The following is a 17,019-nucleotide window of genomic DNA, read 5'->3' as shown; positions in this document are numbered from 1 at the left end:
TTCACCTTAATAAGTTTTTCTTATCATAACACTAATAACAATCGATTGTACATATCGTTTTTAAAAACATATCTTCAACTCAACCGCAGCAAACAATGACTTAAAGGAGATACCCAATGATTAGCGTAGGTCAGAAACTTCCCGAATTTAAAGTGCAGGCGACCGTTTCCAACGATGTGAACAATGCCTTTACCGAAATCACAGACCAGACATATGCCGGCAAGTGGCAGGTGCTCTTCTTCTGGCCGAAAGACTTTACCTTCGTCTGCCCGACGGAAATTGCAGCTTTCGGTGAAATGAACGAAGACTTCCAGGACCGCGACGCCCAGATCCTCGGCGCCAGCATCGACAGCGAGTTTGTGCACCTGGCCTGGCGCAAGGACAAGGAGGAGCTGAATGACCTCCCCTTCCCGATGCTGGCCGACGTCAAGCGCGAACTGTCTGAAGCCCTCGGCATCATTGATCCGGAAGCGGGCGTCGCCCAGCGCGCTGTCTTCATCATCGACCCGCACGGCATTGTCCGCTTCGTCATGGTGACCGACATGAACGTGGGCCGTAACCCGAAAGAAGTCCTGCGGGTGCTGGACGCCCTGCAAACCGACGAACTGTGCCCCTGCAACTGGCAGCAGGGTGAAGAAACCATCACTGTGGAATAAACCCCTCCCACAGTGGGCGGAGACCGTCCTCCCCTGGTCTCCGCCACCCTCTTCTCCCTCCCGACAGAGGGCACCAGCAGAAAAGTTTTTGAAAGGAAGCAGTTATGTCAGTACAGAATATCAAATCCCGCATGCCCGACTATGCCAAGGACATCAAACTTAATCTGTCCAGTGTCCTGTCAGAGGAAGGTGCGGAAGGCCTGAACCAGAACCAGATTTATGGTATTGCCCTGGCCAGTGCCTATGCCACCAAAAACCAGGCCGTGATCGAGGCCCTGACCATCGAGACCGAAGGCAATATCACGGCCGAAGAAATCAATGCCGCCAAGGCGGCGGCGACCATCATGGGCATGAACAACGTTTATTACCGCTTCACCCATATGGTGCGCGACAAGGATTACCTGGGCCTGCCGGCCAAGCTGCGCATGAATGTGATCGGCCGACCGGGGATCGAAAAAGTGGATTTCGAACTTTATTCCCTGGCGGTGAGCGCCATCAACGGCTGTGGTATGTGCCTCGAGGCCCATGTCAATGAAGTGATCAAGGCCGGAATCTCCAAAGTGGGCGTACAGTCCACCGTCCGGATTGCCGCCGTGATCAATGCGGCCGCCCAAGCCATTGTCATCGAAGATTACAGCTAGACCTCCCTACCCCTCCTTAGATGCGACTAGCAAACTGCCCCGCCGGCGTGTACGGCGGGGCTTTTTTATTCTTTGCCATACAGCAATTTCCCCCTAGACTAATCCGGCAACCATTTCGGGGCGGAGACATGGCAGAGGAAGTAACAGAACAGGTTCAGACAGAAGATTTGTCGCTCAGACAGCGCAAAAGATTCATCATTGGCCTGATGATTCTGTTTACCAGCGTCTTCCTGTGGGTGATCCACGGCTATATCATTACCATTATCATGGCAACCATCTTCGCCGCCCTGTTGCAACCCGCCTATGATGCCTTGCTCGCCAAACTGGGGACGGAACGCCGGGGCCTCACGGCAGGGCTGCTGCTGTTCCTGGTCATGATTGTGGTCGGGATTCCTGTGATCGGCCTCTTGTCCCTGGCAGCGGCAGAGGGCCTGAAGATTTCCCACGCCGTGATCAGCTGGATCAATCTGCAGGTCAGCCAGAATAGTACCGTGAACGGCGTTTTGCCCGACTGGTTCCCCTTTGCGGACGAACTCGCCGCCTATAAATCCACTATTTACTCGAAGCTTGCCGAATGGGCCGGCACCGCCAGCGGCTTCGTCATCAGGACCCTGTCGGCTGCCACCCAGGGCACAGCCCAGATGCTGGTGGACCTGTTCATCATGGTTTATGCCATGTTCTTTTTCCTGATCTGGGGCCACGGCACAATGGAGGCCATCTACCAGTATCTGCCATTGTGTGAAAAAGACCGTCAGTTGATCCGGCAAAAGGGCCTGTTCATGTCCCAGGCCATGCTGAAAAGCATCCTGATCATCGGCTCCATCCAGGGAACCCTTCTCGGCCTGGCCTTCTGGGTCTGCGGCATTGATGCCCCGGTCTTCTGGGGCCTGATCGTGGTCCTGATTTCCGCGATTCCCGGCATTGGTTCCGGCATCATCTGGGTTCCGGCTTTCCTTTACCTTCTGGCCAGCGGCGACTACGGCCTTGCCGCCGGCCTCTTCGCCTGGGGGTTCTTTATCGTCGGCATGGTGGACAATATCCTGCGTCCGCGGCTTGTGGAGCGGGATACAAAAATGCCGGACCTGCTGGTGCTGGTTAGTACGCTGGGCGGCCTTACCGCGTTCGGCGCCGCCGGGATCATTCTGGGCCCGGTGCTGGCCGCCGTGATGATCACCGTCCTCGGCATCTACAGGGATGCCTTCAGGGACATACTCACCGAACAGAAAGACCTCTGTTAAGCCGCAGAATTGTCCGCCGTCACAGGATTGTCATAAAGCTGTAAAATATCTCATGTTAATGGAGTGGTCGTAGATATGTTCAGGCACCCACTTCAGGATCTGGAAATGCGTAAATTCATCTTGCTTTTGACTCCCTTTGTTTTCTTTGTTTTGAGCGGCCCGGTCGTCGCTGAAGAAGAAGCCACGCTGGAAACCCGCGCGGCGGCTTTTCTGGAAGCCTGTGACGCCGCCAGTCCCGAACAACGCAAATTCATCAATTGCAGTTGCGGCCGGGATTTTATCCTCGATTACCCGAATCAGCTTGTAGCGGAAAAACAAAAGAAATCCCGGGAGTTCCATGATCGCGCAGACGTTTACAAGGAGCAAATGATTGAGGAAAATGGCGAGGAGATCATGCAGGATCTCGTCCCTTATTGCCCGCTTCTGATACGCGCCAGGAAAAAAGAAGAACTGTCGGAAGATGAAATCAACCAGTTTGTCAAATTGCATAATTCCCTACAAAAACGTGCCGGTGCCGCGGCCGGCGGCTATTGCGCCAGTATGGCGCGTTCGGAACTGGAACTGGTCCGGGAAGAGCCGCCCCTGCCAAGCCAGAAAACATTCTGGCTCTCCGCCACACTCCAGAAGTCCTGCCTGAATTTGGATGAATATGAAGCGCATCTGCTCGGCGATATTCCCCCTGCGCCACAAGGGGCAACATTGAATAGCGTCGAAATCCAGCTGCATTACACACGGGTCATGCGCAGTTTCAACGGGCACAAGACCCTGGACATTACCTACAAGCTTACCACCGACCTTGATGAGGCACAGATCGAGGAGAACCGGCAGACGGTCTTCCAGCGCGGCGCCGACCGGGCGATCAAGAAAAACCTGCACCAGGACTGGGATAACAAAACGATTTATCGCGCGCTGCAACTGGAAATGCAGCAGAGCGTGGAAACCGCCCTGCAAAAGGCCAGTAAGGGACACCATGTCTATGGTGTAGAAATCACCAACGTCGCCTGGAGTGATTGAGTTCCCCTTATCGGGTCCGGTTATTCAGTATAGGCGGTCGCGAACCGCCAGCGCGGTGTCGGAAAAATCGCTGAACAGGCCGTCAACACCCATGCGGAAATAATGTTCATATTCCGCCTGCGGCGTGGCAAACTGCTCCGGCAACTGATCATTGCGGAAAGTATAGGGGTGCACTTCGAGGCCGAGGGCGTGGGCCTGCTTCACCAGGCCATTGTCCTGGCCCTGTTCGTTGAGGAGCATAAATTTCAGCGGCCCGATCCCGTCGGCGAATGCGGCCACATAGTCGAGGTCATAGTTGGGCACCATGACCTTCATATCGTCGGGCCACAGCAGCATGATCAGCTTCATGCCGGTCTTTTGGTTGAGGCTTTCGAGGATTTCCGGCTCAAAACTCTGGATGAAGATTTTGTCTTCCGCGCTGTCATAGCCGTATTTTTTCAGCATGGCCAGCAGCGGTGCCTCGAAATCGAGCCCGATCGACTTGAAATAGCCGGGCGCCTTGGTTTCCGGATAGATTCCAACCGTCCTGCCGGTTGCCGTTTTCACCTGTTGCACCAGCTCAAGGATTTCCTCGAAAGTGGGGATTTCGAACTTCCCATCGAATTGCTTGGGGCGGCTGTCCCAAACCTGGCGGGCGCGCAGGGTCTTGATTTCCGCCAGCGTGAAATCCTCCACAAACCATTCCAGGCCTTCATGCCGGTCGCGGCCGGTGCGGCTGTCTTCCCGCCTGCGGTCGGCGAATTCGGGATGATCGGCCACATCGGTGGTGGTGCCGAGGTAGCGGTCGTGGCGCGCCACCATCACCCCGTCCTTCGTCATCACCAGGTCCGGCTCGATATAGTCGGCGCCCATCTCGATGGCCAGTTTGTAGGACGCAAGGGTATGTTCCGGGCGATAGCCGCTGGCGCCGCGATGGGCAATAATCACCGGCTTTTCCCCGGTCAGGGTCGGGACAGCATCTGCGGCGTTGGACATGGACGTCAAGCTCCACAATAAAGACAGGATAACTGCGCCATATTTTATCACGTTTCAAATCCTCCGCGAAAGTGTTTGCTGTGTTATGGAAGCGGAAGATGACAGGAGCGTGAAAGGTCAGTCCCACTCGATATGGAAATGCCAGGGAAACGGGCCCTGACCGGTTTCAATGTGACCCGCCGCGCCCGGCGCCCGGCGCAGATTTTCCTGTTGCAGCAGCGGCTTGAAAAATGCCGGCAGAGCCGCATGGGAGATATATTCCCCGAAACAGCGATGCAGGCCCAGACCCCAGAGAATATAATCTTCCGGCGGGCGGGTGATATCAAACTTCTGCGGTGAGCTGACCGCCCAGGGATCGAACATGGCCGACAGGTTGGCGGCGAAGACAAAGGTACCCTTGGGTATGGTCCGCTGCCGCAGGGTGCCTTCCGCCACCACATAGTCCCGGGCGGCAATACGGAAAATCACCGGATTCATGGGATTGAAGCGAAAGGCCTCGATGATATATTTCAGCAACAGTTCATCGTCATCCGCCAGTGCTGCCGCCCGCGCCCCGGCCAGGGCTTCCGGCTTGTCCAGGAACACATCCAGAATTTTTGCCGCGGCATTGGGAATGGTCGGCACCATTGCCGTCAACATACCAAGGAAATTATCCCGGATATTCTCGTCCCCCATAGCCGGCATCCCCGCCGCCTGCAGCTTCAGGCAGCGGCCCAGCACATCATCCTTTTCCGGCCCCGCCTTGCGGTCTGCAATCAGCTGGTCCAGATAGTCCCGCATTTCCTTCGCCGCCTGGGCCGCCGGATCTTTCACCGCAGGCTCCTCGGAAAAATCGAAGAAAATATAGCGGAAAATGGCATGGGTCCACTGGATCAACGTTTCCTTGGAAAGACCGGTTGTCCCGAAATATTCTTCCGCCAATTGCGCCATCACCGGCAGGGTCAATTGCTGCGGCAGATCCAGCTCGCCCCCCGCCCCGGCCACGATCTGTCCGGCTTCTCGGCTGACGGTCGGCGTAATTACACGCGGAATGTCATCCCGGTTGGCCGCCAGCCTCAGGTCACTGACATTGTTGGTATACCGGGGCGTATTCTGCATGCCGAGAAAGAAGTTGCTGCCATTCGTCAGCACCGCCATTTTCGGCGCATAGGCGGTAAGAAAGACTTCGTCCTGATTCACCACTTCCCACACATCCTCCGCCGCGGTCACCACCGCCGTGCCGGTATTTTCATAGGCCGTGATCAGCTTCTTGCGGAGCACAATCGTCGGCAGGAACGCCCGGAGGAACATCATGCCGGCATGTTGCACGCCAACCGAAGCGGCCTTGTCGGCAAGGGTGCCCTTGCCGAACAACAGTTCCTTGATCAGCCACAGCAGATTCCACAGGCCGTAACACCACACATAAATCGCTTTAAAAATATTTCTGAAGATATTGTAAATACAGGAAAAAACTGACCTCAAAGGTGCGATCACAAATTCCATCAATGCTTCCTTCCTGTCTGCGGTTAAATGGTGGAAATATCCTGCTTGCTGATCATCCGCAGGGCCGTCAGACTGGGGATAAAGAAATAATCTCCGCCACGCACTTCCACAAACCGGGGGATATCGGCGCAGACAAACGGCGGCCGGTCGCCGTCCGGATCATTCTGGATCACCGCCTGGGTGCTGCCGTCATTGTCACCAACCAGAATATCCTTGTCATTACCCTGGATAAAATCATTGCCGTAATTCATCCATTGCTGCTGAACAAACTCAAACTGACGTTCGATGCTGGCATTGAGGGACATGAAAATAATGCCGTGCTCGCCGTCGTCATTGCCCAGTTCACCAAAAGGGGTCGCGGTCCCATAGGGCAATCCCCGGCGCAGGATGCGCCTGCGGTTGGTCAATTGCCCCTGAAAGCCCAGGGCATCGCGGGGATTGGCCCGCCGCACATGGGCGCCGAGCGGACAGCGCGCCCCTTCCAGGTCCTCATCATAATCGAAATCGTTGTTCTTCATGGGATCATTCAGCACCGCCGGATTTTCCCCGTAAGGAGACAGTTCGACCGGCGTACCGTCCAGCCAGCGCCCGGCCATCTTGGCGGCCAGTATTTCCCAGCCCTGCACCTCGCGGCCGTCCGCGTGGCGATATTTGCTCATATCCAGGGTTTTTTCATATCTCTTGCCCTGCGCCATCAAATACTTGCGGAAGCTGGCGACATTCTGGTGCAGTTTGCGGTAAGCCATGAAAGTGCCGTTGCGGCTGAGCATATGTGGTGCGGGGGCAAGTGGCAGTTCCTGGGCCTCGTCGGGATAGCCCAGCACAAACTCCCCGGCAGCAAGCGGCACCCAGCGGCCGTCCGGCAGCTGCTTGCCCCGGCCCGGCACCTTCATCTGTTTCAGGTCCATGCCGGAAAAGGCCGGATTGCCGATTCCGTCGGTAAAACCGAAATGCTCTTTCGCTGTCGGGTGACCGTCGTAAAACAGCACATTGCCGTCCTGTTCCCCCAGCCAGGTGATGCTGCCGTTCGCTTCCCACAGATACCTCAACGCCTCATAATGGTCATGCAGATATTTCTTTTCCGCCTCGGTAATCTCCGTGAGATCCTGGATCGGTGTAACAGTCCGGGCATTGATGGACAGCAGTATATGCACCTCGCCGCGCCAGCATTCGTCCCAGTTTTCCGGAGCACTTGTACCGGTATCGCCAAGAATGTCTGCCCGGGCTTTCATCCCTTCCTGAAAGGCGACCGGAAAGGTCCTGAGACTGCTTTGCGGCACGCCCAGCGCCTTCAGTCCCGTGTAGGTAAAAGAGATGTTGGTCGTTGCCTCGGGTTTTGCGCCGTCTTCCCAGAGTTCCCCCGAGTTGATATGGGGCAACGCCCGCTGCAGGAAGTCACGCCCCCCTTCCGCATCATTGACCCGTAACAGGATATACCTGGACAGGGGAAACTTGTAGGCCAGAACCACATTCCCCTGAATGTCGGTCAGTTCAAGAATATGTGACATTCACGCCCCCTGTCTGGAAAATTTATAGTCTATGGTTCCCGGCTCCGGTGTCGGAGCCTCGCGGTAAGCCGCCATAAACTCCTTGAAATTCTGCTGCAGTTCCGCTGCCGGAACGCCCTGGTTTCGAGCGACAAAGCTACTGAATTCCCGCTGCAACATCAAAGCCCGGAGCATTTCCTCGACAGTCATGTCGTTGACCGCGGCAAAGAAGAAGGTTGTCTTGACCTGGCACCTGATCATATAGCGCTTCCACTCGTCCCGCCCGTTCTCCAGGCCGGGAAACGCCACACAATGTTTCCATATCTCCTCTATTTCGGTTGGCATTTGCAGGAACATATCATCCAGATAGTTCTCCAGGTCACCGTCGAAATTGCTGTTGAACCAGAGATATTGGGATTTGAGATGGTCTTCCCGGGCCGTCGCCCCCTCGAAATAGACATTGTCGATAATAGTCAGGCGGGCGAAATGGGTGGACCGCACCCGGGTAAACGGCGATGCGCTCCCGTTGGGCATGCCGTCAATATATTTCCTGAGCAACTGTTCCGGTGCCGGATTGTGAGTACGCCAGCTTTTGATGGGACAAAGAATGGTCAGGCCATAGGTATTTCCGTTGATATTCGGCATATCCCGCTCCTAATCCGACGCCGGCAGCGGCGCCTTGCCGGTCTGCCCCAGGTTTTTCTGAACTTTGAGGAGCATGAGATTATATTTCTGCTCAAACTCCTCCGCAGAACAATTGTCCATTTCCCCGGCCAGCTTTTGCACCTCGTCAGAAACAACCCGGGCCGATTTAACGTCATTGATGGCCGCGCCCGGGTAGGCCACATAATAATATTCCGTATCAATCTGGTTATGCCGGATATATTTCTTGAAGCTTGTCGCGGGGCGCGATCCCGGGAATTTGACGCTCCAGTTCCAGATCAGGTTCAGGCCTGACGGCAAAACATCGGAAAAAGCGTCAATATACTGGGACCAGGTGCCGTTGAAGTTACTGTTGAACAGCAGATAATCGTAGTTCAATTCCTCTTTGGGCTGCCCCTCCCCAAGGTAAGGAAACTGGTCTTTCTCCACGATTACCCAGCGGGCAAAATGGATAAAGGATAACTTGACCAGACGGGTGGCGGTAGACGGGCGCACCCCGACATACCAGAAGACCAGTTTCTGGAGAAGTGTTGTCCACGGCTTGATCGGCGTGATCACATTTATGGCATAGGCCTTGCCATTCACATTCCTGCATTTTTCAGCCATTGTTCCCCCCCTTTTGATATCCGCCTTTCTCGCACTGTCTCCGCTCTGTCAGGTCAAGCAAAAATAACCGTTTACCAGAAGCAAAGCCAGGGAGATCAGATAGGTTTTGACAAAATAACCATTGGTATCAGCGATGGAACATTGGACTGTGGTAATAAACAGGTAGCCCAAGGAAAAAAACAAAATGACCGCTACGGCAACGGCATAATACAGAAAGGCCCAGTCACCCATCAGATGTGTGTCCCCGCTATTCAAGTTAGCATTTATTCTCTGACGCCCACCATACTATAAGATTGTTACGGCTGAAAATATTACATATGGACTATCTGTTGGCCAGGAGATAGGAAAGTGCGCTGCGCAGCTTCGCCGGCTGAACAGGTTTGTGCAGCAGGGAGAAACCACTGGACTTTGCTTCCATGATCCTGTCCTTGTCCGTGTCTCCCGTGACAATAAGCGCCGGAACTTCATGACCTATTTTCGACTGCAGCCGCCGGATCGCCTTGTCGCCGGTCACCCCGTTTCTCAGGCGATAGTCGGAAATAATCAGATCCGGCTCGATCCCTTCCATGTCCAGGAACAGCTCAGCTTCATCCGGATTTTCAAAGGCAAAGACGCCGTGCCCCCACTGACTGATCAGTTCGCGCATGCCAGCGCGGGAATATTCCTCGTCATCAATTACGATGATATTACTGCTTCTCGTGTCAGTCCACGCCCCGACCTCGGTGATGGATGGTTCAACGGCCTCGATTTTTCCCTGCGGGACCAGAACCGAGAAAGTCGACCCTTTCCCTTCTTCAGAAATAAGGTTGATGCGGTGCTTCAGAATGCGGCACAGGCCATCGACAATGGACAGGCCAAGACCAAGGCCCTTGGTCCGGTCCCGTTCCGGGTTGCCGATCTGGTAAAACTCCCTGAAAATGTCCTCCCGCTTGTCTTCGGGGATCCCCTCGCCGCTGTCAGAGACATGAATAACAAAATGCTCTGTCGCCGGTTCACAATAGAGCCGCACATACCCCTCGTGCGTATAGCGCAGGGCGTTGGAAACCAGGTTGCGTAATATGCGGTTCAGCATCTGCCGGTCGGACATCACCACCGCATCCCCGCTATCGCCTATTTCCAGATTGATATGCGTGATTTTTTCATGGGTGGCGAAATCATTCCTGATTTCCTCAAACAAATCGGACAATCTGAAAGACGTAATGTTCGGCGCCAGAACCCCGGCTTCAATTTTTGACAGGTCCAGCAGGCTGTTAAACAGGTCTCTTAACGCCTCCAGAGACTGGTCTATCTTGGCCGCGAGATCCTTGACTTTCTGGGTTTGCGCCGCGTTAATCAGGGCAGCGACAAAAAAGCCCATGGCGTTCAACGGCTGCCTGAGGTCATGGCTTGCCGCCGCCAGGAACCGCGATTTTGCCTCACTGTTGCGATCGGCCTGTTCCCGGGCGGCAATGGCATTATTTTTTTCAAACTCCAGACGCTGGATAAGGTTCTGGTTTTCAAGCACAAGGTTGATGGATCGTATTACCGCCTTCTGCGCCAGATGACTGTGGAACATATTGACCAGCAGGAAGGCCAGAGACAGCACACCGACCATATGCAGGACCTGGTCATCGGCCACAAGGCATCTTATTGCCAATGGCAGGATGGCCGGAATGGCATAGGCAAAGTAGGCATAGTTATAGCTGGACAATGACGCCAGCGAGCCGGCCACCATCCCGACCAGCAACATTACCGTAAGGACCATCACCAGGACATTATCCGTCACCGGCAGAATTATTCCCAGCGCCCCCCAGAGCCCGCCTGACACGGCGGAAAAAAACACCAGCAACACCAGAAGGTTCATATAGTTGTCGATGGTAATCTTCCGCTCCCTGATAGCGCGGTAGTGCCAGTAACGCAGTGCGGATGAAACACAAATCAAACCACCCCAGATCAGCGCCACTTCGGGTGAGACCCACTGTGTAATAAAAAAAGCGATGACCAGGGCGACAACCACCGACAAAAGGGCCAGAGACGGCACCTGCTTCATGAGGAGCCTGGTCTGTTCCATCTGAATATATCTGTCCTGGGGCGTCGCGATCATGGAAAAGTCAGTTCGACGACTCGATCAACCCTTCCTGCATGGCAGCATAGGCGGCCTCGGTCCGGTTGTTTACATTCAGAACCTGGAAAATGGCCGAGATATGGACCCGGACCGTATTGTCGGCGATCCCCAGTGCCCGGGCAATTTCCTTGTTGGATTTTCCCATGGTAATATGTCTCAGTATCTCGAGCTGGCGCGACGTCAGGGATTGAAGACTGCGCTTGTTTTTTTCCGGAGCGCTCAAAAGGATATTGTCCGGCACATAGCGTCCCCCCTTCATCACCAGTTGCAGGGCCTGCAGCATAATATCGCTGGACAGGGACTTGGGGATATACCCCATAACCCCCAGCTCCAGGCCGCGCCGGACCAGGTTGCCGTCTTCGGACCCGGACAGAATTACGACCGGGATCACCGGCGTCATTACCCTGATCTTTTGCAACCCCTCCAGCCCTGACATGCCCGGAAGATCCAGATCCAGCAGGATCAGGTCAAAATCATCGTCTTCTTCCAGAATGGCAAACGCATCATTGCAATTGCCGGCTTCCAGAATCTCCACATCCCCGTCCAGGTCATTCAAAACAAATTTCAGACCATCCCTGAACAGGGCATGGTCGTCAACCAGAAGCATGCGCATTCTTTTCCTCTCCTCAGTTTCTTTTTTTCTTTTGTCATGCTCTTGCTTCGCAAAGTCGTGGTTTCCTGCAGGGAGCCTGCCAACCTAGATGGATTCTTGCATTTTCAAGGGGACGTAAACTCTAACACAGCTTAACGTGTGTTCCCAGATAATTTACCCGTCATAACACTTAATTCCGCGACAAAACTAGTACATATAGATTAGGCCATTAAGCAATTTGTCGTATTTACCCTCTGCGATGTGAGGCATATTATAATAGCCAGCAAGTATGGCTCTTGCTTCGGAATTTTTGCTACAGGCAGTTTTGGGGGGCAAAACGAGAAGGGACGTTTCACCTTTTTCCGCTTGGGGGGATCGGACAGGTGAAACGTCCTTTTGCTCCAGAGGTATTTCAACCTTACCTCATCTTATATTAGAAATCAATAATACTTTTTAACCCAGCACAGAATAATTTTTCTACTTATTGGTGCATATACAATGCGGTGTCTTCTGCCGCGCTTCCCTGCTGCAGAACTCTTCTCCACAGACAGAATTACAAGCCGCTTTCAGAGGCTGGTCCCTCGCCCGCGCCAACCAGTGTCCCCTATCCCACCGATAACTTTTCCCGCTTTATCCACAAAAAATAAATAATTAATTAATATAATATACTTTACTTATTATATTTAGACCATATATTAGGCGCAAAGGAGTGGAACCGGGCCTATGACAGACGCAGGTAAAAGTATTGGATTTCTGATGCATGACGTTTCCCGCCTCATGCGGCGGAATTTCCTGCGTCGCGCCCAGAAGCTCGGGCTCTCGCAGGCCCAGTGGATGACCCTGTTCAGGGTCTATCGGCATGAAGGCGTGAAGCAGATTACCCTGGCGGAAAGCATGGAAATCCAGCCGATCACCCTCGCCCGGCTGATCGACAGTCTCGAGGAATCCGGCCTTGTTGATCGCCGCCGGGATCCCGACGACCGGCGGGCCTTCAGAATCTATTTGACAGAAAAGGCTCACCCCTTCCTCGACGAGGTACAGCCGCTACTGGAAGAGACGCGGGAAACAGCAATGGTCGGCTTTACGGAACAGGAAAAGACCGACCTGCTGCAGAAACTCAGCCATATTAAACAGAACCTGCAGGATGCCGAGTGCCTTGCCCTGCAGGAAGCGAATGACAGGAACAACAACGACAATGACTAAAACTACGTCTACCAAAGATCGAAAGAAACAACGCAAGGCAAAGCTTCGCTTTACCCTGCTTGTGGTCGGTCCCGTAGTCGCCATCTTGATTGGTGGCGCCGTCTATCTGTCCGGCGGACGTTTTGTGGAAACCGAAAACGCCTATGTCAAGTCAGACAAGCTTATGGTCGCGGCGGAAGTCTCCGGCCCGGTTACCAGGGTTCCGGTTCGTGAAAATCAGCAGGTCAGTAAAGGCGACATTTTGTTTTACATCGATGACCGTCCCTATCGCATTGCCTTTGCAGAAAAGGAGGCCGGGCTTAAACGTGTCGGCGATGATATCGCCGGGCTGAAAGCCAGCTACCGACAAAAGCAGGAAGAACTCGAACTGGCTGAAACCAACCTTGCCTATGCCAGAACCGTACTGGACCGGCAGAGCGAACTCGTCGCCTCGCGAAACGTCTCGCAAACCAGCTATGATGCCGCCAAACATGCTTTCGATTCTGCCCGGGTCAAGATCAGGGTTATCGAAAGTGAAAAAGCCGAGGTCCTTGCCGATCTGGCAGGAGATCCCAATATCGCCCCGGAACAACATCCCCGTTATATTGCTGCCAAAGCGGCCCTCGACCGCGCCCGCCTGGATCTGGAACGGACCATTGTCCGCGCCCCCTTTGACGGAATTGCCAGCAGCACACCGAAAGTGGGGCAGCAGGTGGTCGGCAGCGGCGCCCTGAGCAGCCCGGTCATGACACTGGTCGATAACCGGGACTTCTGGATCGTTGCCAATTTCAAGGAAACCGACCTGACCAATGTCCGTCCGGGCCAGACTGTCAAAATCCATGTAGACACCTACCCGGGCCTCGAATGGCATGGCACGGTGGAAAGCCTGGCCCAGGCTACCGGCTCTGAATTCTCCGTCATCCCCGCACAAAATGCCACCGGCAACTGGGTCAAGGTGGTTCAGCGCATCCCGGTGAGGATCGCGTTGAATTCGACCGAGAATGACGCCCTGCTGCGATCCGGCATGAGCACGTCCGTGGAGATCGATACAGGTCATAAACGCAGCCTTGGCCAGATTATCTCCGCCATGTTCCGGAAAGAAAATAATCCCGCCATCCAGACCGCGCACGCAGAAACCACCCGATGAATGCGGCGCTTACACAACTAAAATCTCCGCTGCAGCGCGGCCTGCTGCAGGTTGCTGTCATGATGGCCACGATCATGCAGGCCGTGGATACGACCATTGCCAACGTGGCCCTGCCCCATATGCAGGGCAGCATGTCAGCGACACAGGATCAGATGTCCTGGGTACTGACATCCTACATCGTCACGGCGGCCATTATGATCCCGCCGACGGCAGCGATCGCGTCGCGTATCGGCCACAAGCGCCTGTTCCTTATTTCGGTTGGCGGTTTTACCGTCGCCTCGATGCTCTGCGGCCTGGCCACATCACTGTCACAGATTATTGTCTTCCGCATGTTGCAGGGGGCCTTTGGCGCTGCCCTGGTTCCCCTCAGCCAGACCATCCTGCTGAACATGTATCCCAAGGAAAAACACGGCAAGGCGATGACCATCTGGAGCATCGGCGTCATGCTTGGCCCGATCCTGGGCCCGACCCTCGGCGGCTATCTCACAGAATTTTATAACTGGCGCTGGGTCTTCTTTATCAACCTTCCCCTCGGTCTTTTCGCCCTGGTCGGCATGATTTCCCTGTTGCCAGAAAGCGATCTGGAAAAACCCAGGAAATTTGATTTTCTCGGGTTCGCCCTGCTCAGCCTGGCAATCGGCGCTCTCCAGCTTATGCTCGACCGCGGAGAATCACAAAACTGGTTTTCCTCACCGGAGATCATCACCGAAGCCATCCTGGCCCTGGTGTTCTTTTATATGTTCATTGTCCAGATGTTCACGGTGGACCACCCCTTCCTTGATCGTCGGATATTCCAGGACAGGAACTTTGTCATTGGCCTGATGTTTTTGTTTTATGTCGGCATCCTGTTGCTGGCGACCATGGCCCTGATGCCGCCGTTCCTGCAGAACCTGATGGGCTATCCCGTCCTCTATGTCGGTTACCTTCTGGCGCCCAGGGGCCTGGGAACCATGATTGGCCTGATCCTGACCGGCCGACTGACAGCGAAACTTGACCCCCGTATCCTGATTCTTGCCGGACAGCTGATCATTGCCTTCTCCCTGTGGGAAATGGCCGGCTTTACGCTCGAGGTCTCCAGCAGCACTATCATCTGGACCGGTATTGTCCAGGGCGTTGGCATGGGGTTCATCATTGTTCCCCTGAACACGGCTGCGTTCGCCACCCTTGATCACAAATTGCGGACCGAGGGCACATCCATTGCCAACCTGGTCCGGAACATCGGCAGCAGTATCGGGATTTCCGTTCTGATCACCATGCTTGCCCGGGGTACGCAGGAAAACCACGCCGTCCTTGCGGAAAATATCACACCGTTCCGGGCCGCCTTCTTTCAGCCTTCCCTGCCGCTGAACTGGGAATGGCACTTTGAAAGCGGCGTTGTTGCGCTGAATGCCGAAGTCACGAAACAGGCCGCCACCATTGCCTACCTCAACGATTTCTACTTTCTGATGATCCTGACCATACTGGCGGCGCCCCTGGTCCTGCTCTTAAACCGGAACGACAAGCAGCCCGCGCCGGATACTGCTGAAACGGCAGAATTGCTTATCGACTAACCCTCGCCACGATCTCAGGCTGAACACCTGAGATCGCAATACTGGATTTGTTGCTCTCAGTCTTTTTGGGACTTGAAAGGGTTGATTTCTGCCCGCCAGGCCAGCATGGGCAGGTAATAGCTGCGATAGGCCCAGAACAGGAACAGGTGAACTGCCAGATAGATAATGGCGATAAAGGGACCGGCCGCAAATTCTTCGAGATACATATTGACGATATAGATCACAACCGTGACCGGGAAGTAGACGCACAGCGCCAGCGGCACCGCCCGGTTGGTCAGCAACAGGATACCAACGATAATCTCAATCACCTTCACCACATGAAACAGATGAGTGTCGATCAGGGTCTGGTTCAGGTAAGGCGTCATCTCGCCATGGCCCATGGGCTGCGGAATGAACTCAAAGAAAAACACCAGGCCGAAAAACAGGTTCCAGGCGCCAAACAGTGTACGTAAAATATGAACGCTCCAGCGCATTTTCTTATCTGCTTGCATTTTTCTTCCCTCTTGTTGCCCTATATTGTTTTTTCGCTCAAGCGGCGGGTTTCAGTTCGGCGAAGCCGCAGCCGGTAATCCAGGTCGGGATCGGCTCATAGGCGATGGTCTCGGCCGTGGTGCCGGCCGGCAGGGCGCCCATGGCGCAGAGCCAGTTCTTGATCTCCAGCGCGCCGTTGCCGGCGCTCTCCAGGATCACCTCGTCCGGCAGGGCGATCAGGCCGTCAATGTCGCCCGCTTCCACCATCGCCAGCACCTTGCGGTCAAACTCCTCATTGACAAAACCCATGCCCGGACTGCCGACCCAGTGGCTGATGCCGCCGGTGCCGAACACCACAACCCGCTCGACGCCGTCCCAGCTCTCGACCGCCCGGCCGATGCTCTGGCCGATCTCAAAGGCCCGGCGGCTCCGGATCAGCGGCGCCACCACACAGTTCAGGTAAACCGGGATCGCCTTGACGCCCAGCCGTTTCAGCGACATGTGATAGGGAATGGCCACCGAATGGTCCACATCAAGCGACTTGGCAAAGGCCCAGTCGACACCTTCCCGATACCCCGTCTCCAGGATATGCTGCGCCAGTTCCTCGTTGTTGGGGATCGCATCGCCGGTCAGGCCCAGGGTCTGGGCATGGGCGGAAACCCCCACATCGCCGGTCGCAATCAGGCAGTTGGGGATGCAGCGCGGACCGAAATTCTCATAGTGATCGTCGCCGACGATAATCACCGTATCCGCCTCAAGCTCTTCAACCCGTTTGGAAATATGCGCAAAGGCCTTGTCCGAAGCCTCTTTCTGCCAGGGTTCTTCACCATAGCCGCCCGTCGGGATCGACGGCACATGCGGCATCAGGAAACCACCTACCAACTCTGCCATTGTCTCTCTCTTTCTCTTGTTGCCTGCCCTATCCGGTTATCTGCCCGGCCCGCGGCTTAAGCCGCCGGCGCGTTGACGATGTCAAAATAATCATGCAGCCGTTCCGGGCCGTAAATGGTCTGGAACGCCATCAGCACCAGAAGGCTGTTGACCCCGTGGTCAATCAGACCCATCACATCGACCGAGACCAGAAGCTCCCGCTCCTTGTCCGTCACACGGTAATCCGCCGCATAGGACGCTGCATCCGAGCGGAAGCTGTCCGCATCCCCAGGATGAAGATACAACTGCCACAAAGCCGCTTCCAACGCATTAACACTCAT

General features: G+C 54.9%; 17 protein-coding genes. 7 read left to right on the top strand and 10 right to left on the bottom strand.

The genetic code is table 11. From position 1 onward, the window contains the following. Window positions 1–116 precede the first annotated feature (116 nt). The 4 genes from FIV46_RS00445 to FIV46_RS00430 all read left to right on the top strand — a co-directional run bounded on the left by FIV46_RS00445 (window position 117) and on the right by FIV46_RS00430 (window position 3,549). On the top strand, window positions 117–656 hold the full coding sequence (locus FIV46_RS00445) for a peroxiredoxin (RefSeq protein ID WP_139937836.1): 540 nt from the start codon (window positions 117–119) through the stop codon (window positions 654–656). Window positions 657–760: 104 nt separating this feature from the next. Continuing rightward, window positions 761–1,297 carry an alkylhydroperoxidase, AhpD family gene (ahpD, locus tag FIV46_RS00440; RefSeq protein ID WP_139937835.1) on the top strand — a complete coding sequence of 179 codons (537 nt, stop codon included), beginning with the start codon at window positions 761–763 and terminating at the stop codon, window positions 1,295–1,297. A gap of 128 nt (window positions 1,298–1,425) precedes the next feature. Further along, entirely contained in the window at window positions 1,426–2,535 is a 1,110-nt protein-coding gene (locus tag FIV46_RS00435; RefSeq protein ID WP_181162989.1) for an AI-2E family transporter, read from the top strand. A 105-nt stretch (window positions 2,536–2,640) separates the two neighbouring features. After that, window positions 2,641–3,549, top strand: a complete 909-nt coding sequence (locus tag FIV46_RS00430) for a hypothetical protein (RefSeq protein WP_139937833.1) — start codon at window positions 2,641–2,643, stop codon at window positions 3,547–3,549. A gap of 24 nt (window positions 3,550–3,573) precedes the next feature. Here FIV46_RS00430 and FIV46_RS00425 read toward each other — a convergent pair whose 3' ends face one another. From FIV46_RS00425 to FIV46_RS00390, 7 genes are all read right to left on the bottom strand, one after another. Further along, window positions 3,574–4,524 (bottom strand): glycerophosphodiester phosphodiesterase family protein, encoded by a 951-nt coding sequence (locus FIV46_RS00425; RefSeq protein WP_181162988.1) that lies wholly within the window; start codon window positions 4,522–4,524, stop codon window positions 3,574–3,576. A 117-nt stretch (window positions 4,525–4,641) separates the two neighbouring features. Beyond that, entirely contained in the window at window positions 4,642–6,006 is a 1,365-nt protein-coding gene (locus FIV46_RS00420) for a cytochrome P450 (protein WP_139937831.1), read from the bottom strand. A gap of 23 nt (window positions 6,007–6,029) precedes the next feature. Then, the gene (locus FIV46_RS00415) at window positions 6,030–7,514 is read right to left on the bottom strand and encodes a Dyp-type peroxidase (RefSeq protein ID WP_139937830.1); all 1,485 of its coding nucleotides are present in this window, start codon (window positions 7,512–7,514) and stop codon (window positions 6,030–6,032) included. Continuing rightward, window positions 7,515–8,138: a hypothetical protein gene (locus FIV46_RS00410; protein ID WP_139937829.1), complete on the bottom strand. Its 624-nt coding sequence runs from the start codon at window positions 8,136–8,138 to the stop codon at window positions 7,515–7,517. Window positions 8,139–8,147: 9 nt separating this feature from the next. Beyond that, a complete protein-coding gene (locus FIV46_RS00405; protein ID WP_139937828.1) occupies window positions 8,148–8,762 on the bottom strand; it encodes a hypothetical protein in 615 nt (204 codons plus the stop codon). Between the two features lie 322 nt (window positions 8,763–9,084). Next, window positions 9,085–10,812, bottom strand: coding sequence for an ATP-binding response regulator (locus FIV46_RS00395; protein WP_181162987.1), 1,728 nt, complete (start codon window positions 10,810–10,812; stop codon window positions 9,085–9,087). Between the two features lie 40 nt (window positions 10,813–10,852). Next, a complete protein-coding gene (locus FIV46_RS00390; RefSeq protein ID WP_139937825.1) occupies window positions 10,853–11,479 on the bottom strand; it encodes a response regulator in 627 nt (208 codons plus the stop codon). 702 nt (window positions 11,480–12,181) lie between these two features. On the opposite strand from FIV46_RS00390, the gene FIV46_RS00385 reads away from it, so the two are divergent. Genes FIV46_RS00385 through FIV46_RS00375 form a run of 3 tightly spaced genes read left to right on the top strand, consistent with a single transcriptional unit; the run spans window position 12,182 to window position 15,337 of the window. Next, on the top strand, window positions 12,182–12,661 hold the full coding sequence (locus tag FIV46_RS00385; RefSeq protein WP_139937824.1) for a MarR family winged helix-turn-helix transcriptional regulator: 480 nt from the start codon (window positions 12,182–12,184) through the stop codon (window positions 12,659–12,661). Beyond that, window positions 12,654–13,787 carry an HlyD family secretion protein gene (locus FIV46_RS00380; protein WP_139937823.1) on the top strand — a complete coding sequence of 378 codons (1,134 nt, stop codon included), beginning with the start codon at window positions 12,654–12,656 and terminating at the stop codon, window positions 13,785–13,787. The genes FIV46_RS00385 and FIV46_RS00380 overlap by 8 nt, the downstream gene beginning before the upstream one ends. Continuing rightward, entirely contained in the window at window positions 13,784–15,337 is a 1,554-nt protein-coding gene (locus FIV46_RS00375; RefSeq protein ID WP_139937822.1) for a DHA2 family efflux MFS transporter permease subunit, read from the top strand. The genes FIV46_RS00380 and FIV46_RS00375 overlap by 4 nt, the downstream gene beginning before the upstream one ends. 56 nt (window positions 15,338–15,393) lie before the next feature. Here the strand turns inward: FIV46_RS00375 and FIV46_RS00370 are convergent, their stop codons facing one another. The 3 genes from FIV46_RS00370 to FIV46_RS00360 form a co-directional block, all read right to left on the bottom strand. Further along, window positions 15,394–15,828 carry a DoxX family protein gene (locus FIV46_RS00370; RefSeq protein ID WP_139937821.1) on the bottom strand — a complete coding sequence of 145 codons (435 nt, stop codon included), beginning with the start codon at window positions 15,826–15,828 and terminating at the stop codon, window positions 15,394–15,396. Between the two features lie 37 nt (window positions 15,829–15,865). Further along, window positions 15,866–16,699: a DODA-type extradiol aromatic ring-opening family dioxygenase gene (locus tag FIV46_RS00365; protein ID WP_139937809.1), complete on the bottom strand. Its 834-nt coding sequence runs from the start codon at window positions 16,697–16,699 to the stop codon at window positions 15,866–15,868. A gap of 56 nt (window positions 16,700–16,755) precedes the next feature. Next, the coding region (locus tag FIV46_RS00360) for a hypothetical protein (protein ID WP_139937808.1) at window positions 16,756–17,019 on the bottom strand (264 nt) is incomplete at its 5' end.

It is taken from the genome of Emcibacter nanhaiensis, assembly GCF_006385175.1.
GTDB classification, from domain to species: Bacteria; Pseudomonadota; Alphaproteobacteria; order Sphingomonadales; family Emcibacteraceae; genus Emcibacter; species Emcibacter nanhaiensis.
Note: the sequence above shows the minus strand (reverse complement) of the source record. Positions and strands in the feature narration are given on the sequence as shown.